Below are 20,793 nucleotides of genomic sequence, written 5' to 3'. Positions count from 1 at the left end.
TTGAGTATTGACTTTTTATTTTAATAATTGACTAATATTTAAGCTGTAAAATTATTCCAATTGTTCTTTAATTGGGTGTAAATTATGGCTGGTGATACTGATAAAGATAGCAAGGATTCGCTTGTAGATCCTTCAAGTGTTCGTCCCTCAAAAAGAAGTAGTTCTAGGAAAACTAATCAAAGACAGCGTTCATTTAGCGATCCAATTGTATTTTCACCTGCTTTTGCAGAGACAGTTTTATCTGCTGATATAAATTCAGGCGGCTCAAGTAGTTCGAGTAGTTCGAGTAGTTCGAGTAGCTCAAGCAGTTCAAGTAGTCCGTACCCTGTTGATGGCGAGATAATTCGGCCTAGATCACTTACTTTATTCAGCCATGTTCATCGTATGTCTAAAATGAAGCGCTTACTGACTCCCAGAGATCTTCGTTTAGTGCGGGAAGAGAAACAGCAATTAAAAGAATCTTTTTCAGTATTTGCAAGTAAAGCTTGCTGCGATCAAATCGTCAAAACCATTACCGGTGTTAATACTCATACATTTACTCAATACAGCAAAAAGCATTTAACCGCAGTCAATATTCATAACACAACTAGTGATTTATTAGATGAAATTGAGAAAATCATGCAAGTCTTAGAGCAATTAAAACACCCTGAGCCTCTATGGTCTTATAGCCGTTTAGAACCATCAATTCCAGGGGAAAAAGTTATTATAAAAATTGAACACAATGAGGAGCAGACCCCAGGGACAGCAATTATCGAGGATAAAAAGCGTTATTCTTTGGCTACAAGAAAATTAAGTGTTATCGCCGGAGTGCTTACTCTTCTTGACTCACCTTCATTTTTAACAACTGACCCAAGTGAAAAACAAGCTATCAGAGAGCATTTGGCCGCACTGACTAATCAGGTATTAGTTGATGCTGATTTGGCTAAGGGTCTGGATGATATAAATAAAAATATGAATAAATTTGTTGCAAAACTAAATCATGATATTGCCAAAATTACGGGTATTAAATCGAATAAAGTTTTTCACAAAAATATTGTTCGTCCAATTCGTGAAGCAGAGCGTTATTTCGTAGCTGAACATAATAAGAATAAGGTGCTAATCGTTATTACAAATCAACGAAATGGATCAAAAATAATTCAGGTTGACAATAGTTTAAATCATGAATTAACCGAGGAACAAAAATTAGAATACCTGAAAATTCACGGACCGGCGCAACCTTTATGGTTTATAAATCTTCATCAAGCTGAGCAAGAGTGGTATTTAGCCAGAATCCCTACAACAATTGATGCGCCTGAGTGGGAGAGTTTTACGAAACTCTTTAAGTCTTCTGCTATGCAACATACTCCTGGCTTAGCAAATGCCAGAGTCAATTATTTAATGACTCAATCAGCCGAAACTGGTTCCTTGCAACTAATATCCTCTAGTATTAAATCAGGGACTCCGGTCGCTTATGAAATGCAAAAATCCGATCGGGAGAACCAGACTGTTTTAAGCACATTCCAGGAAATTGAGAAACTACAAAAGGTTGCGGATCATCAGTTTAATAAAGTATGGGGAAACTTCTTTGAAGATCATGAACTCGCCCCACCACCTCGCCTAATTTTGATTCAATCGCTATTAAGCAGCAACGGCAGCCTATCCAGAGCCGATGAAGACTTAATCGAAGCTCAGAGAATAGCATTCGCAGAAGTACAAGGAAGTATTGACTCCTCATCTTACAGAGTTTTATATCATAACAATGCGACAAACTCTTTGAGGTATATAGAAGGGGGTGATGCCGAAAAACGAGCTGAAATCGAGCTAGCGGCATTACGTGCTATTGGTAATCATTTTTTAGGAACAGTTATCTCTTTATCAACGACTGAATCCCTATCCGATGTCTTTGACCCCTTGTTTAAAGGAGATAAACTAATATCTACATCACAAATGAGAGTGATAACTGATTTTATTGAGCGCTTAGAGCTAACAGATCCCCAAAAGTTAAATCTGCTAACTATGGTGAACATTGAGAATCAATTTAGAAATCACTATAAGGTTGCGTCAATGATGTTAGGTTCAGATAGACGTAACAAGGAAGAGTATCTCATTGCTTTGAAAAAAATGTATGTTGAAGCTATGGGTGGAGCTACTAAAAACAATTGTAAGAGTGGCAAAGACAGAACAGGCCAAAGTGAAGTATATCAACATGCACTCAGCATACACACAAATACACTTAATGGTAAAGTTCTCGCTTATGATGAGAATGGAATCAATCGCAAACAGTTCTGTTCAACAGCAGCAGTCTTGAATTGCTCAATGAAAATTCAAGAAGCAGCTGCCTTTAATACCCCAGGCTCTGCTGGTACAAAGGCACCCAAGATAGCAGATATTATTGATTCTCAGATTGTTGATAAGATGTCTGAACTGTTTAATGTAGGATGTACTATCTCTGAATTAAACAAATGTGAAGTGCATCAGGCTGATGAAAGAGATAAGCTAGAGACTATTAAAGATCAGGATCAAAAAATAAGCACGGTGGAAGATTATATTTATCAAGCTCCATAAGCCACTCCCCTTCTGTCATAGAGAAGGATCTCCGGGATTAGCACTGTGTCACATTCAGGAGATCCTTCGCTACGCTCTGGATGACGTACCCTAGGGGGGACAGAGCTGACCTATTACTCCCCATCATAAAACCTTATAAACTTTTCCTGTTTGCATGCCCTCAACACTTTTGCTGTAAGCAAGGGCAACTCGGTCTGCGCTAACTGATTCAAAGCCTCTAAAGTAATCCGCATAATTATCCATTGATTCAGTCAATACCGTAGGGCTCACACAGTTTATGCGCAAGCGCTTAGGCATCTCTATTGCTGCAGCGCCAACAAAGGCATTTAATGCACCATTTACCATTGAGGCAGCACTCCCATAACGTATTGGATCCTCGCTGAGAATACCGCTTGTCAGAGTGAAAGAACCACCTTCATTTAGATAGTTCCTACCAATCAAGACCGTATTGATTTGCCCCATTAGCTTATCCTGCAAGCCAACCTGATATTCTTTGTCATGCATTTGCAAGAAATCACCAAAATGCACTCTACCTGTTGTAAGAATCACGGCATCGATTTGCCCAGCTTTTTTAAACATCACCTCGACTGAATCTTGGTTAGTGATATCTACGTTGACATCCCCTGTGGTTAATCCCGCTTTAATAATTTCATGACGGCATTGTAGTTCCCTCACCACCGCTTGTCCGATAGTCCCTGTAGCTCCAATCACAATAATTCTCATCGTCCTATCCCTATAAATGTTTAAGAATAAAAAATATACCAATTTTCCTTAGTACCCTTTCCAAGGGGAAAAGAGTACTAGCACCTAAAAACCATTTTAACGACTCATTGTAGCCAACTCATGTTCACCAGTTTGAATATGCCAAAGATGGCGATAATAACTTGGGTAACTAATTAGCTCCTGATGCTTCCCACGCTCAATAATCTGGCCTTTATCAAGGACATAGATAAGATCTGCTCCAGTTACGGTTGATAAGCGATGAGCAATGATTATTGTCGTTTTGTTATGGGAAATAGTCGCCAAAGCCTGCTGAATGGCCAACTCTGTATCATTATCGACCGCCGAAGTTGCCTCATCCAATATAAGGATGGGAGCATTTTTTAAAACAGCACGAGCAATTGCTATGCGCTGCTTCTGTCCTCCTGATAAAAAGCCACCTCGTTGCCCAACTAGCGAATCATAGCCCTTGGGTAATTCATTAATAAATTTCTCAACCCCTGCAATTTTTGCGGCGTATTGGATTTCTTCCATACTAGCACCCAACTTTGCATAAGCGATATTTTCAGCAACTGTTCCTTCAAAGAGGAAAATATCCTGGCTAACTAGAGCAATTTGGCTTCGCCATTCTGAGAGCTCATAATGATTGATATTCGACTTATCCCAAGTAATTAAACCTGATTGGGGTTGATAAAACCGACAAAGTAATTTGATTAAGGAGCTTTTGCCCGAGCCGGATTCGCCCACAAAGGCTACAGTCTGATTTTTTCCAATAGAGGCATTAAAGTTCACAAATACCGGGTTTGCTGAGTTTGGATAGGCAAAGGATAAATCGACAAACTGAATTCCCTCTTCCAGCTTATCCGAGTCCCAGGAAGTCTCGGTAACAGCAAGCATGGACTCTTCTTTTTCCCAGGTTAATAAATTTAAAGCTCGCGTGGTTGATGCCATAGCTCTTTGGAAGTTGACTGTAACATCAGCTAAGGAACTAAAAGGCCATAATAATCTTTGTGACAAAAAGATAAGGAGGCTAAAAACCCCGACATTCATTTCGCTATGAATTGTTTGGTATCCCCCTATTAGCAAGGTGAATAAAAAGCCAGTCAGGATCAAGATACGAATCACTGGAGTAACCAGCGAACTAATTTTTATAGTCTCTTGATTTGCCTGTTGGTAATCAATGCTTAATTGCTCAATCCGCTTTGTTTCAAAGTCTTCTGCTGTATAACTTTTAATGGTCATCAAGCCGGTTAAATTATTCGCCAAGGCAGCTGCTATATCAGCCGCTTTTTCTCTGACTTTTAAAAATTTCGGCTCTAATTTATGTTGAAAATAAAAAGCGCCTAATAAAATAAAGGGCACAGGCAGAATGGCAAAAACAGTGATTAGGGGCGAGCAAAATAAAAAAATAATTCCGACTAAAATTGTCGAAGAAACAATTTGGATGATTTGGTTAATACCATCCTCCAGAAATCGCTCTAGCTGATTAATATCGTCATTAATCGTAGCAATTAGCTGGCCTAGGGCTGTTTTATCTATATCTTGCATACGAGCATCCTGAATATGCTGATAGGTATCCATACGCAAGCGATGCTCTACAGATTGCGCTAAATTACGCCATTTGACACTATAGAGATATTGAAACACTGACTCGAGACCCCAGGCAATAAAGGTCAGCATACCTAGCATAAAGAGCTGAAACAGCATATCAGGATTACCCAATAATTTAGCCAGCCAGGAATGTTTGCGATTGACTACCACATCCACTGCAGCACCAATCAATACTTCCGGAAAAATATCGAATAATTTATTGAGTACCGAATAGAGGGCGGCTGTTAAATAATCCTTCCGCTGCCCTTTCATATAACTTAACAAGCGCAATAAAGGGTAACGAGATTTTTCCAGATAGCTCTGTTCATTTATCATGATTACTTACCTTATAACGTCATTGCGAACGGAGTGAAGCAATGACGGCTGCTCTGTTTATCCACGCAACAACGACAAAGCCTTCAATTAGAAATCTAATGCAGTTTTTGCCCGTTTGGTATCTTAAATTCCGTTGTAATCAAACAAATTGCACCCGTCGCATCAGAAAAACCTACCAAAAGAAATTGCGAGACAAATCCAGCAATATTCTTTTCACCTAAGTTCACGCAACCGACCACAGTACGCCCTAATAATGATTCAGGCGTATAATGTGCCGTCACCTGTGCCGAAGTTTGTAGAACTCCAATTTCAGGGCCAAAATCAACCCAAATTTTATAGGCTGGCTTTTTTGCTTTAGGAAAGGGCTCCACCTTTGTGACAGTTCCTGAACGTAAATCGACTTGGGCGAAATCGTCGTAACTAATAATCATACTCTCCTCAATTAAGCGCTAATCAATCAACTCCAATTTCGTACTAAACTCTGGAACCAGATTTTTTAATATGAGATAAAGTTCGTCAATGCTATGCGAAGCACAAGCAGAATCTAATAAGCGAATCGCCTGGGTTAACTCAGACCATTCTAATTGGCGAAATTTAGCCTTAAACAACTTTTCATGCTCAGTAGGAGCTAACTGCTCCATATCATGAAAAAGCTCTTCATAAAGCTTTTCACCTGGTCTTAGGCCTATATATTCAATTGTCACATCCTTACCAGGCTCTTTACCCGCTAAACGAATCATTTGCTCGGCAAGATAACTGATCTTTATTGGTTCACCCATATCAAGAACAAAGATCTCTCCCCCGCTCCCAGTACTCATTGCTTGCAAGATTAACTGGCAAGCCTCTGGGATAGTCATAAAATAGCGCTGGATATCAGGATGAGTCACTGTGATAGGACCACCAGCTTGTAATTGCCTTTGAAATAAGGGCACAACCGAGCCAGCAGAATTTAAAACATTACCAAAACGCACTGTGATGAATTGAGTTTCTACCAATCTATCCATATTTTGACAGTAAATTTCAGCAACACGCTTTGTCGTTCCCATTACATTGGTAGGATTAACCGCTTTATCCGTTGAAATTAAAATAAATTTTTCAGCACCAATAGCAATACTCGCTTCAGCAACTATCTGTGTACCCAGTACATTATTCTGTACAGCACCTCTTACCTGCTCTTCAAGCATAGGTACATGTTTATAAGCAGCCGCGTGAAAGACAACTTGGGGTTGGAACTGATGGAAGAAATAATCAACAGCAACCTTGTCAGTTACTGACACTAAACCCAGTTCAAGAGTTATATCTGGAAATTTGCTTCTTAATTCCCCTTCAATTTTATATAAATTGAATTCACAATTTTCGATAATGAGTAATTTGCTTGGTTTAAGCGCCATAACCTGACGGCAAAGCTCGGAGCCAATAGACCCACCACCACCAGTTACTACAACTCGCTTTCCCTTAATAGATGCCGCAATCTTGTCCCATTCTAAACGAACCTGATCGCGCCCTAACAAATCCTCAATATTCACCTCCCTAAGCGCATTCACCTCCACACGCCCATCAGCTAATGCGGAGATGCTTGGCAAGGTACGGAAAGGGATATTGCAGCCCTCACATTGATCAACAATCCGCCGCATTAATGCTGAGCGTGCTGAAGGAATGGCAATTAAGATCAAATCGATCCGATGTCTTAAGGCAAGCTCGGTTAAATCATTGGTAGTCCCTAAAACCCTCACACCATGCACATCCATGCCTCGTTTGCTCAGACTATCATCAATGAGGCCAACGGGCAGATAAGATTGCGTTCGTTTTAAATCTCGGACCAGACTTTCACCCGCCTGACCAGCACCAATAATGAGTACTCGTTTTGAGGTTTTTAAAACACTTACCTTTGCGCGCTGTTCCCAGATTGATCGCATAACTAATCTTGCACTACAGAGCAAGATAATTAAAATCATCGCATAGAGAGGAAACACTGAACGCGGTATATGATGTAATAATGTACTGAGATAAAGCAGCGGAATAGCGATCATTGTTGCACTGAGCGTCGCTTTTATAATCCTCGCTACATCATTTAAGGATGAAAAACGCCAAAGGCCGCGATAAACCTTAAAATAATAATAAGAAACTATTTGTACTAGTGTTAGAACAGACAATGAGGCTAGAGAATAGCTAGTAACCAACATTGGCGGGAAGGGTTGCATGTTAAAACGTAGCCAATAGGCGCAATACCAAGCGAGAGGAATAGCAGCGAGATCATAGGCTAGAGCAGGCAATTTTTTATAAAATTTTTGAAAAAATGAATTAATCTTCAGCATAACTTTTTTGAAATCCTTTAAGAGGGTCCGGGTTGAAGCCAGCAAGTTGACTCATCCCCAAACTTCTTGGGCGTATATCTTACTACAGCTTTAATCCCTCGTATATCTGTGCTCAACACCGGCTGTTCTCCTAAATTCTAATAATCCTCCTTCAAGCCTAGCCTACTTGTACTCCTGTCCTACCTCTAAGCACATAAATCTCATACCTATATATAAACTCCACACTTTTTACTTCATAGGTTCGTTGGAACTTATAGATACTGTCATTTTTAAAGTGCTCTTTCAGGCAAGCATCTACAGGAGCATAGATGACATTACCATCGTTCTCTATCAACGAAGTCAAAATCACCACGGGTGGTTTTCTGACCATAACATCTGAGCAGAACCCCTGATACATATCGTTTTTGTAGATAGTGGTCATTGCTTTGTTATTTAAGCAGTAGGAATCAAGGTAAGGGAGCGGGCTAAGATAGGGAATTTGTCCACTATCTGCTAATACCACGGGACTATTCGCAGGTGCATTGTGATTCAACCAGGCTAATACCTTGTTGCGCAGCACATAACCATTTACTGGGTTAATTGTAAAATAGCGATAATTTTTTAGACTTGATGGTTTCAGGAATAGAAAGGCTATCCAGAACGCTAACATTAGGAGGCAGGCATAATAAAACAGATCCTTTTCTACTACAAAATAATCAAGGACTGTAGCCAATCCTGAAAAAGCCAAGGGTAAAAGCAGTACGAAAACAGGTAAAAACAAGCGATTATCAAGGGCAGAAACTGGATCAGCATGTGCTAATAGCGCCAAATACACTAATGATGGTAACCAAAAAAAATAATGTCGTTTATCTTCAGCTACATGCATTGCAACTAAGGAGAGAAAGAAAAACGGTAGGGCTAAAGTCAGATATGTTCTATTAAGCACCCAAAAGAAATCAGAAATGCCTTTGCAATAAACAGGGTTAGGAAACAAGCGACCATAATAGTGCCAACGCCAGAGAAAATAAGGTAAAAATATGGCGATACAGACTAAGCAGCCTGCCAAAAGCTTTTTGTAGTAATCCCCCTTCATTTCTTTAGGACTATCAAGTAAAGCCAAAGCAGCAAAAAGAATCATGAGAGCTGGTGCTTCTGGGCGAGTCAAACCGGCCATAGCAAGTAGAAACCCTGAAATTGCAAAAAAGGAGAGACTTGGTTTTTTTCTAGGTTCGGGATACAAACAGTAGCCCATACCGCGCAATAAAAAAAACAGGGAAAAGCAGATTAGGGCTTGATAAAAAATGGTTTCCAATCCACTAACAGACCAAATAATTTCTCCCCTATAAGCAAGCATCCACAAGCATGGGATGGTTGCTAGCCAACCTCTAAACCAGAAGCGCGACAGGCAATAGATTGCCAGAGAACTAAAAAGGAGGCTAATCACATTAACAGCCTTGAGTAAAACCACAGGATCTAAACCCATGCGAATCGCGAGAGCAGCTAAAACAACAAAGCTAAAATTGGAATAACCCTCAACAGGTTCATCACCAAGATTCCATATTAATCCATAGCCATCCACCCAATTCTTTGCATAGCGTAAGCTGATATACATATCATCGATTGTATAAGGCCAAACAGCGATAACCTGCAAAACTAACAAATAGAAAAAACATAGAAACAGGGCTAAAAACAGCCATTTTTTATTTGTGGTCATTTAAACAAAGCAATGAGAGTTAAGGTTAGAAAGCATAATAAATTAAATCGCGATAAATTATCAGCTGCAAAGATAGAAATTGGATCATCATTATCGCTACGATTTCGGGTCGTTAAGCGAGCAAAGCGCCATAGTCCAAAAGCCGCAAAAGGCAGGGTTAATAAAAAATAAAACGATTGGCCACGCGCAATAATGGTATAGAGTAGATAAATAATAAAACATCCAATTGCGACGCTATTAATCATCAAATCCAGAAAACGCGGAGAGTATTTTTTAAGTACAGCCCTAGTTGTAAATTGCAAGTCAAGCTGCTTTTCCAATCGGCGTTTACAAAGTGCAATAAATAAACTAATTAGGGTTGCCATGATGGTTAACCACCAGGAAATCGGTAAACCAATTCCTATTGTGCCTGCCAACACCCGCAGCATAAATCCACTGGCTATACAGAGCACATCGGCTACAGGTAAATTCTTTAAGTAATGGTTATAGGCAAGATTGACCAACAGATAGAGGCCTAAAAGCGCCGCAAGAGTACTCGAAATCGCCCATGCCAGCCCAAGCCCTCCAAGTAGTAATAATACAAGCATGCTCAGTGCAAAATCCAAAGAAATATCCCCTGAAGCTAAGGGTCTGCGACGTTTCTGAGGGTGTAGCCGGTCTTCTTCCCTATCCTGAAAATCGTTATAGATATAAACAGCACTAGCAATTAGACAGAAGGAGAAAGCAGCCAATAAAGCATCAGGCAGATAATCCAGATCTGAAGAATAGAAAACACCTAGAAGTACAAAAGCAGATTTAGTCCAATGTTTAAGTCTAAGAAGTAAAAAAAACTGTTTTATCGAGGAGGTCATAGCAACTGCTCAGGCTACATGTATCCACAAACTATATCATCAGCTTAGGCAAGAGCTCTAATAAAATTTCTCATATAATTATGAACATACTCAGCAAACCTTCTCCAACTTGGTCTTAATAAACTTAATTTTTGTAAATTTTGATCAAATAAGATTGCATTTAGGCAGTAAATCCCTGAGACTAATTTTAGGTAATAAGTCACGCCCTACATTCCGTCATCCAGAGCGCAGCGAAGGATCTCCGGAATTAGCACCGTGCCTCATTCAGGAGATCCTTCGCTGCGCTCCCAAAGACGTACGTCATGTCGAACGTAGAGAGACAGCTCCTGAGTGTGGCACGGTGCTAATCCCGGAAATCCGGGATGACGAGGTCTTTATCGATGTTTGCTCCAAAAGGGCTGGGGCGCTCTGGATGACGGGTTGCGTTAGAGAGCTGAACTATTACGTTTTTAGTCGATCTATAACATGGAAAGTGAGGATCTTATGGATTTTGTATTGTCTGACGAATTTATAATTAAACTAAAAAAAATCCGTGCTAGCTATGAGGCCCTAGCCAAGATCAATCTCAGCGAAGCTTCCCAGCCTTATGCCATCAGCATTTTCTTCGGGGCGAAAGATATCAAAATGCGTAATAGGCAAATTTCTTTTATTGAATCTATGCTTGCCTACTTAGAAAAAGACCTTCCTCAGACTCCTGATGATTCCTTTGATTCACAACGTTATTTAGCCGCCTTACAAATTCTTGTTTGTGTTTCATTCTATGTCAAATCACAGATCGATAAGACCTATACCCTTCCCCTGCGCTCTTCAGCCTCGGCAACCTTGGGTCAGTTACTTGATGATGCTATGGGATTAACTTACACCAACCCTCTTGACCTTGAAACACAAACCTATTGTTTACTTGCAGCAAAACGTCTCATCCAAACACCAGGTTGTTATGAGACCATCAATTCATGCCTTAAAGATTCTATTCCACCAAAGCTGTGGAATGATTTTACAGAATTTGTCTATCATGAATCGAAGCCCCTCAATCAAAATCTATTAGCAAATTTCCCTGCCACATCGATAATGATACCTATCTTCGCAAAGCCTTTAGAACTTGCCGGCTATGCAACTGGCTTTGTTCTTGGCGATATTGTTAGCAAATCAACTAAATTGATGCCTGCTCAATATGCCTTAACTACTGTCGTAGGCAGCGGACTAGTCTTGTTTGTTGGCTCCGGTGGCAGTCTGGCAGCTGTATTTATAGCCCCGACCCTTGCAAGCCGCCTGCTCGATGCTTATTGTGGTATTACACTGGCCTGGGTTATGGGTAATTCAATGAAGCTGGTTGGCAAAGGTCTAGGCTTTGGTGTTGGCATGACCCTCGATCTTAGTTGGAAAATGCTTTATTCAATTTGCTCGCAAATCGCCAGCCTCAATAATCAGAAAAGCTTAAAGCTAACTGGCGTTTCTCTACATGACGGCCAACGCATAATCGATGGGGTTCCCTTTAAATTTATAAAATTAGAAGAATGCCCTCCAGACCATAGTTTAGCTACTGTGAATATCAATCTTGCTGAGTCCTCTCTGAGTCTTCAAATTGATGAAAAACAGACAACAATACCGCTTACTGTATTGGATATTGAAGCTCAAGAAGAGGTGGATACAAGCTTATTAGCGGAAGAAGAGGAACAGAATAGAATGGCAGCTTATGGCGCATAAAAATGTAGCCTTGATGCAGCGCAGCAAGACTACTCTTGCTTAGTCTTCACAAAATTTGCAGCAACAAAAATGAGAAGCAATCCTGCAAACGCTCCCAAGACTGTACCTATACCAGGAAGCCTCATACTACCAATAGTAGCACCCAATCCCATTCCTAGAGCGGCCTCAGCACTATAACCGATAGAGCACCATATCGTTTCTGAAATGTTGTCTGAAGAAAGACTAGTTTGCATTTTGGTTTTTTTGTAAACCCTGTAAATTGTAATTAGAACAAAGAGCCAACAGCCAATTATTACACCAACAATCAGTCCACTAAAAATACCAAAAACAATTGAAGGGTCTATTCCAGGCCAAACGATGCTACAGTTATTGCAGAATTTATAACTATAACCAATAAAACCACCGGCAATAATTCCAAGTAAGCCACCTATAAAAGAGCCAATTAGCATCCCAATGGCTGCTGCAACATAAGTATTAGGGTTTTTAATAATCGATTCTAACCAGTTAATAAGATAATTCCCTGTATTTTTTATATTCATCAGACCTTATTCCTTTAATCAAAATCAGGAGTAATAGGTCACCCCCGTTACCCTAGGATAGTCGGTCATCCAGAGCGCAGCGAAGGATCTCCTGAATGAGGCACAGTGCCAATTCCTGAGATCCTTCGCTACGGAATATAGGGGATCAATCTATAGTTTTTCTAACCTATAATCTAGACTATGATAATAAAAAATTAATATATCCCTTCGAGCGATGACCAATAAGATAAAGCACGTTAACTCTAATCATTTTATTTTGATCCTTCCTATAACGGCCCTTCTAAGCACACCTTTTTTTTTATTTATTGATAGCCCCTATGCTGCTAAGTATTTTTCACAGGGCCAAGATATTGCCAATATTATTATGGTGTCGCTGTATTGTTTGTTTCTATTTACAGTGGATCGAAAACTATATTGGTTAATTTTTTTAATGACTCTGAGCAGCCTTTATGCAGAAATTCTTGGCTCTTTAATTCTTAGTTGGTATCAATACCGTTTAAAAAATATACCTATGTATATTCCTTTGGGGCATGCCGTGCTTTACGCAACGACCTATCAAATCTCTAGGCAACCAATTATATGGAAATACCATAAGGCTATAGAGAGCTCTTTAACAAAGTTGATATTTATTATCTCTTTTATGTCTTTGATATTACTGCGTGATATAGCTGGATTCCTTTGTTTCCTCATGTTTTTGCTAATTCTACGAACTCGAAAAAAACCACTGTTTTATTTATGCATGTTCATCCTTGTTTATAATCTAGAGTTTTTAGGTACTACTTTTTTAGTCTGGTCTTGGTATGGCACCTTAGGAAATCATCCTAATTACCCCTCGATTGGTCCCTTTCCTTCAGGTATTGCGGGTTTATATTTACTTATCGATTTGTGCAGCAATTCAATTTATTTTTATATTTTAAAGTCGTTTAAATTTATTCATAAAATAAGAATTAAAGGTAGAGCAGGAGCATTAACGACGCAGAATTATTTAATTAACTCACGCACTACCGATGTGGCATAACTTCCAGCAACCAGCCTGAATCGCAAATTTAGGGTTGCGTCATCTTGCCAATCCCATTGCAAATTTTCTACTTGCAACATGAACGGACGATAGGCACGCTCTAAACCTTGCTGTTCAAGAGCTTGGCACCAGTCTTTATAGCTGCTTAAGACCTCTTGCTGTATTGCCAAAGCATCCAAACCGGCTCTTTCCTGCCCTCGACCCCAAAGAGGTGCTGCGGGTGAAATATCAAATTCAACCAGACGTTTATAAATTACCTCATCGGGAACCTCTATAGAAAAAATACTATTTGTTCCTGCAAGTTGCATCACATCCCCTGCAAGAGCGTGATTCCAACTAGATCCTTTAACACGCTCAGCCAAGATCAGATTAAATAAATAGGATCGTGCAGCAGAATAATAGATTCCTCGTAAAAATCGATTTTTTATCTTTAGCCCTTGCAAAAGAACAGCCTCTGCCTTTATCAGGTTCTGTCCTTCATAACCAAAACGCTGAGGACCAAAATAATTGGGTACGCCTGTTGCTTGAATTTGTAACAAACGACTCTCTATTGCCAATTTGTCTGTCAGTTCACGCAGGGTCAATATGAAATCATTTGCTGCCAAGGCGCCTGTACGTAATTTTTTTAGATGTCGTTTTGATTCAAGAACGCGCCAGCCTTGGCCTTGTAATAATTCTGGCGAGGCAATCTCCTCTCCTGGGCAATGTACACAAAGCCATTGTGTAGTTAATGCCTGTCTGTCTTTTAATCCAGCATAAGAAATGTTTTTTTCCGATTTGCCTAGGGTGCGCGCGATAGCTTTGACTAATTCTTCGGTATTTAATCCCCGCTTTTCTACACGAAGAAATAGATGCTCTCCTTCCCCGGTTAACTCAAAATCAAGGACTTCATCAACTCTAAAATCTTCAGGGGCAGCTTTGAGAGTTCCAGTTGAATGAGGCTGTCCATAGGCATAAGGAAGTTCGGCAAAATTAAACATGGTTAGACTCTATTTTCAAACTGGGTTAGAACTATCGATAAAATGGTATTCAAGATCAAATTTTGTTGCGAGATGATTACCTAAAGCTTGGATACCATAACGCTCTGTCGCGTGATGGCCGCAAGCAAAATAATGAATGCCTAACTCCTTGGCCTGATAGAAAGTCCTCTCAGACACTTCACCACTAATATAGGCATCAACACCAAGATTATAGGCCTCTTCAATATAGTCTTGCGCAGCACCACTGCACCAGGCGACACGGTGAATTGGTTTCTCCGAGCCATGAATATATAGAGGTTCACGATCCAATTTTTCCTCTAACTGGCTTAGGAATTTCTTTGCTGAGATCGTTTTTGTTAAAGAACCCGACCAGAGCAAATCCCTGTTTTTACCAATTTTATGCTTTTTAATTGAATTAAAATTCAACAAGCGAGCTAAACAGGCGTTATTTCCTAGTTCTGCATGGCAGTCTAGCGGCAAATGATAAGCAAATAAGGAGATGTTATGCTTAATCAATCGGGCAATTCGCTCACGCTTCATTCCCGTTATAACAGGCGCTTCGCCCCGCCAAAAATAACCATGATGTACAAGTAAAACATCAGCTTCAAAAGCAACTGCTTGGTGAACAGCATCTAAGGATGCTGTTACCGCAGTACAAATTTTACGGATATGCTTTTCACCCTCAATTTGCATACCATTCGGTGCGTAATCATCATAGTCATTGCAAGCCAACAACTCATGAAGATAAGAGGCTAACTCATCGCGCGTTATCACGGTTCGAAGCTCGCTTAATATCTGCACCTAATACTGAAAGTTTTTCTTCAATACGCTCATATCCTCGATCAACATGGTAAACACGCTCAACGACCGTTTCACCCTCTGCTGCCAGACCAGCCAAAATAAGGCTAGCAGAAGCACGTAAATCTGTAGCCATAACTGGAGCACCTGTTAATCGTTCTACACCAGCTATCATCGCTGTATTACCATTCAAATGGATTTGAGCGCCCATACGTTGCAATTCCTGGACATGCATAAAGCGATTTTCGAAGATATTCTCAATGACAGAAGAAGAGCCTTCTGCAATGGTATTCAATGCCATAAACTGTGCCTGCATATCAGTAGGAAATGCGGGATAAGGTGCCGTTGATATGTTAACGGCTTGTGGACGCAACCCATGCATATTTAATGTAACCCAATCCTCTCCTATTGAAAGCTCAGCGCCAGCCTCTTCGAACTTACAAAGCAGAGATAATAAGTTATCCGGTTTTACTTTCCGTACAGTAACCTTACCACGAGTGATTGCGCCAGCAGTCAGATAAGTTCCTGCTTCAATGCGATCGGGCATAACGGTATAGCTACCGCCAGTTAAGGATTCAACACCAATTACTTCAATAGTTGGGGTACCTGCGCCGCTGATTTTTGCACCCATTTGGCTAAGGAAATTAGCCAAATCAACAATCTCTGGCTCACGCGCAGCGTTTTTAATGATTGTCTTTCCTTCAGCAAGCACAGCTGCCATCAGGATATTTTCAGTACCAGTTACGGTCACTGTATCAAATACTAAGGGCTTGCCTTCTAAACGGCCTCTTTTACAGCGAGCTTTAATAAAGCCATTTTTTACCGTAATATCAGCACCCATCATTTTGAGCGCCTTAAGATGTAAATCAACAGGACGTGTGCCGATTGCACATCCGCCCGGAAGGGAAACATCAGCTTGTCCAAATCGGGTCAGCAAGGGACCTAACACCAAGATTGAAGCCCGCATGGTTTTTACCAGCTCATAAGGAGCGACGTATTCGTTGACATGTGAAGAGTCCACCTGGACATTCATTTTTTCATCAACAGTTAACTGGGCGCCTAGCTGCCCCAGCAGTTCCATCATTGTTGTTACATCTTTGAGATGAGGAACATTCGAGATAGTTACATTATCAGTAGCTAGCAAGGTTGCTGCCATGATTGGTAAAGCAGAGTTTTTTGCTCCTGAAATCATGACTTCACCATTTAATGCCTTACCACCATTAATAATTAACTTATCCATGATTTTTCCCCCATTCTTCTTTTGTCAACGTCTTCATACTCAATGCATGAAGACTTCCACTGGTGATATATTCTTTTAGTTTAGCGTATACCCATTGCTGTCTTGCAACTTTTGATTTACCCAGGAAGGCCTCAGACACAATAGTGACTTGATAATGGTAGCCATCCCCTTCAACTTTGACGAAATCAACCTCTCCTGATTCTACAAGACGGCGTTCAATTTCTTCATTACTAATCATACAGCTTGCCTCATTTATACAACTTTCTAAAATAATCGCAGATCGGATTGTAGGCTGGGCTTGTCAGCCCAGCCTACAATTTTTTATAACTTTCTTAACATCCAGGCTACATTCTGTCATCTCATCACTACGGAAATGACAGCAAATTAACTCAATAACATTCCATCCACACCACAAAACTCTGCTAAAGCCAGGATCATCTTAGGCATTCCTGTAATTATGCAGGTCTTTTTTTGCGCGTTACAAAGCCTTCTTGCCTCAATTAATAAAGCCAGACCAGCACTATCACAGTGAGTGACCTCGCTTAAATCGACCCTCAAATCACTGTCTTTGCTCTTATGGCAAAACTTAATCAGGCGCTGGCAATCTGCCTGCACTGTCTCAAAGGTCATATCCTGTGATGGCTTAAATGATTGCACGTTAGGCTGCCTTACTTACGTTATGCTGGCGCATTTGTTTGATTAGTTCTTGCATGCTGGAATTTTGTAAGGCCTCAGCAAACTGTGAACGGAAACTCTGTAACAAGCTAACACCTTCTACACTCAGATCGTAGATTTTCCAGTCACCGCCGGTAAAAACCAGGCTATAGCTTAAAGGAATATTCTTTCCGTTTGAGCGGATTATGACGCTGTTTACCCGGATAAAACGGCTATCTAATGAACCCCTTATAGGCATAAATTTGATGGTTTCATCAGTATATTCAGCTAAAGGTGTTGCATAGGTACGAATTACTAATTGAGTAAAAGCCTTAGAAAATTGTTGCTTATCCGCTGCGGAAGCTGCTCCCCAAGCTTTACGGCCTAATACAGAGCGCGACATACCACTGACATCAACATTAGGCAATAAATAACGTTCTACTGCTTGGTAAATTACTTGCGAATTATCTTTTAAACTCCCTTTGTTTTGCTTAAGAGTCGTAAGAATTTGGTTAGCTGTTCCCTCGAGCATGGGTATCGGTGATGCTTGAGCCCATAGCAGTTGGGTAAATGTCCATACTACAGCAAAAACAATAGATTTTATTCCCTTCATGATTCACCTATTTTTTAATATTAAACAAAAGTTGACCAATCAAGTTCTCAAGAATAATCGCCTCTTGAGTCTTAGGTATCACATCCCCATCACGCAAATATGGATGATCTTTACTTTCTTCATCATCAAAACCCGGAACGATACTAATATAATTCGAACCAATCAATCCCTCAGTTAAAATACGAGCTGAAGAATCTTCATAAGGAATAGGCTTATCTTTGCGTAACAGCATAGTTACTTTGGCATTTAATTCACCAGGTTGTAACTCAATACGCGTTACTTCGCCAATTCTTACACCAGCTACAGTGACTGGCGCTCTAACTCTCAGACCACCGATATCAGTGAACTCTGCTGTCACGCGATAGCCTTTAGTTGGAACTAAGCTTGATACACCACTCACTTTCATTACCAAAATTAATAAGGCGCCCAGGCCCAATAACATAAAAATTCCGACGCTTAGATCAACATTTCGTTGCCTAGTATTCATTTACCAACCTCCAATCATCACTGCTGTCAAAAGAAAATCTAGCCCTAGCACAGCAAGCGACGAATAAACTACAGTTCGTGTAGTTGCTTGACTGATACCCTCCGCCGTAGCGATACAACTAAAGCCTTGATAGACCGCTATCCAGACTACAACAAAAGCAAATACAACACTTTTGATGATTCCGCTCAAAACATCGATACGGAAATTCACAGAGGCCTGCATATTAGACCAGAAAGTTCCATCATCAACGCCTAACCACTGTACACCAATAAAATAACCACCATAGATTGCAACAGCAGAAAATATCAAAGCCAGCACAGGCAAAGAGATAAGTCCGGCTAGAAAGCGTGGATAAACCACTCGGCCTAAGGGATCAACACCCATCATATCCATACTTGCTAATTGCTCTGTGGCTTTCATTAGCCCAATCTCAGCTGTCAAAGCAGAACCAGCACGACCTGCAAAGAGCAAGGCGCTAATTACTGGTCCTAACTCTCTAGCAATACTTAAAGCCAAAAGTTGGCCAAGCTGGCTGCTTGCTCCAAATTTTTGTAGGGTGTTATAACCTTGTAATCCAATCACCATACCAATAAACAAGGCTGAAACAACGATAATCAAACAAGATAAAACACCAACAAAATAAAGTTGAGAGCGTAATGCTGGCCAAAGCCTAGGCAAGTCAGGGTTTCTAGTAAATATTCTCAGTAGAAATACACCTGAACTCCCTACTGTCTGCAAGGAATTTACACCTCGCTGCCCTAAGCGCATTATCATATCAAGCATCGAGCAACTCCTCTGTATATGGGCGTGCTGGATAATGGAATGGCACTGCTCCATCAGCTTCACCATGCATAAATTGTTTTACCTGTGGATCGGTTGAGTTCTTCAACTCAGCAGGCGAACCTTGTCCAATCAGACGCCCACCAGCGATAAGGTAGATATGATCAGCAATGGAACAAGTCTCCTCAACATCATGAGAAACAATAATAGTGGTTGTTTGCAAGAGTTGGTTTAAGCGCTTTATTAACCGTACCAGAACACCCATAGAAATAGGATCCTGCCCAGTAAAAGGCTCGTCATACATCATTAATTCAGGATCAAGAGCAATAGTTCTAGCTAATGCGACCCGCCTTGCCATTCCACCCGATAGTTCATCGGGCATCAATTGCGCCGCGCCGCGAAGACCTACGGCCTCTAACTTCATTAGCACGATATCCCGCAACATTTCATCATTTAAGTTGGTATGTTCACGAAGGGGAAAGGCAACATTGTCAAAAACGGATAGATGGGTGAATAAAGCCGAACTTTGAAATAACAGCCCCATTTTTCGCCGGGCTAAATACAACTCTTTATGGGAGAGTTGATGGATATTGGCACCATTAACAAGTATTTCACCTGCCGCTGGCTCCAGCTGCGCTCCGATTAGCCGTAAAAGCGTGGTTTTACCGCTGCCGCTTGGGCCCATAATCGCAGTAATTTTGCCTCGTTTGACTTCCATATCAACGCCATCAAAGATATGGCGATTACCCCGCGCAAAAGTGAGGTTGGTGATGTGCACCAAATTATCCTGCATGTTCATTCATTCCGGGTTTTATAAATTTTCGAGATATCGATTATACCTGTAAAGAAAAAAAATACTATGCTAGAATTCCTCGCTGGTTTAAAGGGTGGCGCTATCTAAACAGAACGCATTAAATACCTAGCAGGACACAAAAATAGAGGTAGAAAAAAGCATATGAATTATTGCAAATTAGGCCTCGCGGTCATTGAAACGGAAGCACAAGCAGTTTTTAAATTGACCCAACGTATAGATCATCGTTTTGAAACCGCCTGTGAACTTTTGTTAGCCTGTAAAGGGCGCGTTGTAGTAACAGGTATGGGTAAGTCAGGCCACATAGGCAGCAAAATCGCAGCAACTTTTTCCAGCACCGGAACCCCCTCTTTTTTTATGCACCCAGGTGAGGCAAGCCATGGCGACCTAGGCATGATCACCAGGCAGGATACAGTACTCGCAATATCCAACTCAGGATTTACCGAAGAAATTATTACTCTGCTCCCACTGCTAAAACGTCTTGAAGTACCTTTGATCACCCTTACTGGGAATGAAGAATCAACCCTGGCAAAGGCAGCTGATGTTAACCTGGATATTAGTATCGAGCAGGAAGCTTGCCCCTTAGGGCTTGCACCAACAACCAGCACTACCGTATCGCTGGTGATGGGTGATGCACTAGCTATCGCCCTTCTTCAGGCACGTGGATTTAGCGCTGAAGACTTCGCTCTCGCCCATCCCGGTGGCGCACTTGGCAGACGGCTTTTACTCCGTATTGACGAACTCTGCCATCATAGTAATGAATTACCCTTGATTTCCGAACAGGCAACCATTAGCGAAGCACTCATTGAAGTGACTGAAAAAAAATTAGGAATGACCTGCGTGGTTGATTCGCATGGTTATCTTGCTGGCGTCTATACTGATGGCGATGTAAGACGGACGCTTACACGAAATTACGATATTAATACAACACCGATTTCCAGTGTTATGAGCCGCGACTGTAAAACCGTTACTAAAGGTCTTCTTGCAGCAGAGGCCTTAGCGATAATGCAAAAGCACAGTATTACCTCGCTAGTTGTTGTTGATGAGCAGAAAAGACCAACTGCTGTCATACATCTGCACGATTTGCTCCGTGCCGGCGTATTTTAATCTGTTTTTTGAG

Annotated in this window: 20 protein-coding genes; 4 read left to right on the top strand and 16 right to left on the bottom strand. The window is 40.9% G+C overall.

Features of this window, described 5'->3' with window-relative positions:
* Positions 1-84: 84 nt before the first annotated feature.
* Positions 85-2,544, top strand: a complete 2,460-nt coding sequence (locus tag BN1094_RS14685; RefSeq protein WP_052403316.1) for a hypothetical protein — start codon at positions 85-87, stop codon at positions 2,542-2,544.
* Between the two features lie 123 nt (positions 2,545-2,667).
* On the opposite strand, the gene BN1094_RS14680 is transcribed toward BN1094_RS14685, so the two are convergent.
* The 6 genes from BN1094_RS14680 to BN1094_RS14655 all read right to left on the bottom strand — a co-directional run bounded on the left by BN1094_RS14680 (position 2,668) and on the right by BN1094_RS14655 (position 10,049).
* On the bottom strand, positions 2,668-3,267 hold the full coding sequence (locus BN1094_RS14680) for a short chain dehydrogenase (RefSeq protein ID WP_044011829.1): 600 nt from the start codon (positions 3,265-3,267) through the stop codon (positions 2,668-2,670).
* A gap of 96 nt (positions 3,268-3,363) precedes the next feature.
* Positions 3,364-5,190, bottom strand: a complete 1,827-nt coding sequence (locus BN1094_RS14675; protein ID WP_081935167.1) for an ABC transporter ATP-binding protein — start codon at positions 5,188-5,190, stop codon at positions 3,364-3,366.
* Positions 5,191-5,285: 95 nt separating this feature from the next.
* The gene (locus BN1094_RS14670) at positions 5,286-5,621 is read right to left on the bottom strand and encodes a tRNA-binding protein (protein WP_044011828.1); all 336 of its coding nucleotides are present in this window, start codon (positions 5,619-5,621) and stop codon (positions 5,286-5,288) included.
* An 18-nt stretch (positions 5,622-5,639) separates the two neighbouring features.
* On the bottom strand, positions 5,640-7,505 hold the full coding sequence (locus tag BN1094_RS14665) for a polysaccharide biosynthesis protein (RefSeq protein ID WP_044011827.1): 1,866 nt from the start codon (positions 7,503-7,505) through the stop codon (positions 5,640-5,642).
* Positions 7,506-7,662: 157 nt separating this feature from the next.
* Positions 7,663-9,198 carry a hypothetical protein gene (locus BN1094_RS14660; RefSeq protein WP_044011826.1) on the bottom strand — a complete coding sequence of 512 codons (1,536 nt, stop codon included), beginning with the start codon at positions 9,196-9,198 and terminating at the stop codon, positions 7,663-7,665.
* Positions 9,195-10,049: a decaprenyl-phosphate phosphoribosyltransferase gene (locus tag BN1094_RS14655; RefSeq protein WP_044011825.1), complete on the bottom strand. Its 855-nt coding sequence runs from the start codon at positions 10,047-10,049 to the stop codon at positions 9,195-9,197. The genes BN1094_RS14660 and BN1094_RS14655 overlap by 4 nt, the downstream gene beginning before the upstream one ends.
* Positions 10,050-10,532: 483 nt before the next feature.
* Here BN1094_RS14655 and BN1094_RS14650 point away from each other — a divergent pair, with 483 nt between their 5' ends.
* Positions 10,533-11,753, top strand: coding sequence for a hypothetical protein (locus BN1094_RS14650; protein ID WP_141650492.1), 1,221 nt, complete (start codon positions 10,533-10,535; stop codon positions 11,751-11,753).
* A 29-nt stretch (positions 11,754-11,782) separates the two neighbouring features.
* Here BN1094_RS14650 and BN1094_RS14645 read toward each other — a convergent pair whose 3' ends face one another.
* A complete protein-coding gene (locus tag BN1094_RS14645) occupies positions 11,783-12,292 on the bottom strand; it encodes a hypothetical protein (protein ID WP_044011823.1) in 510 nt (169 codons plus the stop codon).
* A gap of 214 nt (positions 12,293-12,506) precedes the next feature.
* On the opposite strand from BN1094_RS14645, the gene BN1094_RS14640 reads away from it, so the two are divergent.
* Entirely contained in the window at positions 12,507-13,310 is an 804-nt protein-coding gene (locus tag BN1094_RS14640; protein ID WP_176695309.1) for a hypothetical protein, read from the top strand.
* Here BN1094_RS14640 and truD read toward each other — a convergent pair.
* The 9 genes from truD to BN1094_RS14595 form a co-directional block, all read right to left on the bottom strand.
* Positions 13,274-14,290 carry a tRNA pseudouridine(13) synthase TruD gene (truD, locus tag BN1094_RS14635; RefSeq protein WP_044011822.1) on the bottom strand — a complete coding sequence of 339 codons (1,017 nt, stop codon included), beginning with the start codon at positions 14,288-14,290 and terminating at the stop codon, positions 13,274-13,276. The two genes, BN1094_RS14640 and truD, sit on opposite strands and share 37 nt — an antisense overlap.
* 15 nt (positions 14,291-14,305) lie before the next feature.
* A complete protein-coding gene (locus BN1094_RS14630; RefSeq protein WP_044011821.1) occupies positions 14,306-15,064 on the bottom strand; it encodes a Nif3-like dinuclear metal center hexameric protein in 759 nt (252 codons plus the stop codon).
* On the bottom strand, positions 15,048-16,328 hold the full coding sequence (gene murA, locus BN1094_RS14625; protein WP_044011820.1) for a UDP-N-acetylglucosamine 1-carboxyvinyltransferase: 1,281 nt from the start codon (positions 16,326-16,328) through the stop codon (positions 15,048-15,050). Before murA ends, BN1094_RS14630 begins: the two co-directional genes overlap by 17 nt.
* On the bottom strand, positions 16,321-16,566 hold the full coding sequence (locus BN1094_RS14620; protein ID WP_044011819.1) for a BolA family protein: 246 nt from the start codon (positions 16,564-16,566) through the stop codon (positions 16,321-16,323). The genes murA and BN1094_RS14620 overlap by 8 nt, the downstream gene beginning before the upstream one ends.
* A 146-nt stretch (positions 16,567-16,712) precedes the next feature.
* Positions 16,713-16,985 (bottom strand): STAS domain-containing protein, encoded by a 273-nt coding sequence (locus BN1094_RS14615; RefSeq protein WP_245614340.1) that lies wholly within the window; start codon positions 16,983-16,985, stop codon positions 16,713-16,715.
* 1 nt (position 16,986) lies between these two features.
* Entirely contained in the window at positions 16,987-17,595 is a 609-nt protein-coding gene (locus BN1094_RS14610) for an MlaC/ttg2D family ABC transporter substrate-binding protein (protein WP_044011818.1), read from the bottom strand.
* A gap of 7 nt (positions 17,596-17,602) precedes the next feature.
* Entirely contained in the window at positions 17,603-18,082 is a 480-nt protein-coding gene (mlaD, locus tag BN1094_RS14605) for an outer membrane lipid asymmetry maintenance protein MlaD (protein WP_044011817.1), read from the bottom strand.
* Positions 18,083-18,865, bottom strand: a complete 783-nt coding sequence (gene mlaE / locus BN1094_RS14600; protein ID WP_044011816.1) for a lipid asymmetry maintenance ABC transporter permease subunit MlaE — start codon at positions 18,863-18,865, stop codon at positions 18,083-18,085.
* Positions 18,858-19,655 carry an ABC transporter ATP-binding protein gene (locus tag BN1094_RS14595; protein WP_044011815.1) on the bottom strand — a complete coding sequence of 266 codons (798 nt, stop codon included), beginning with the start codon at positions 19,653-19,655 and terminating at the stop codon, positions 18,858-18,860. The genes mlaE and BN1094_RS14595 overlap by 8 nt, the downstream gene beginning before the upstream one ends.
* A 162-nt stretch (positions 19,656-19,817) precedes the next feature.
* On the opposite strand from BN1094_RS14595, the gene BN1094_RS14590 reads away from it, so the two are divergent.
* Positions 19,818-20,780: a KpsF/GutQ family sugar-phosphate isomerase gene (locus tag BN1094_RS14590; RefSeq protein WP_044011814.1), complete on the top strand. Its 963-nt coding sequence runs from the start codon at positions 19,818-19,820 to the stop codon at positions 20,778-20,780.
* Positions 20,781-20,793 lie beyond the last annotated feature (13 nt).

The sequence above is a fragment of the Legionella massiliensis genome, assembly GCF_000756815.1.
Lineage (GTDB): Bacteria > Pseudomonadota > Gammaproteobacteria > Legionellales > Legionellaceae > Tatlockia > Tatlockia massiliensis.
This window is presented reverse-complemented; position numbering and strand designations above follow the sequence as displayed.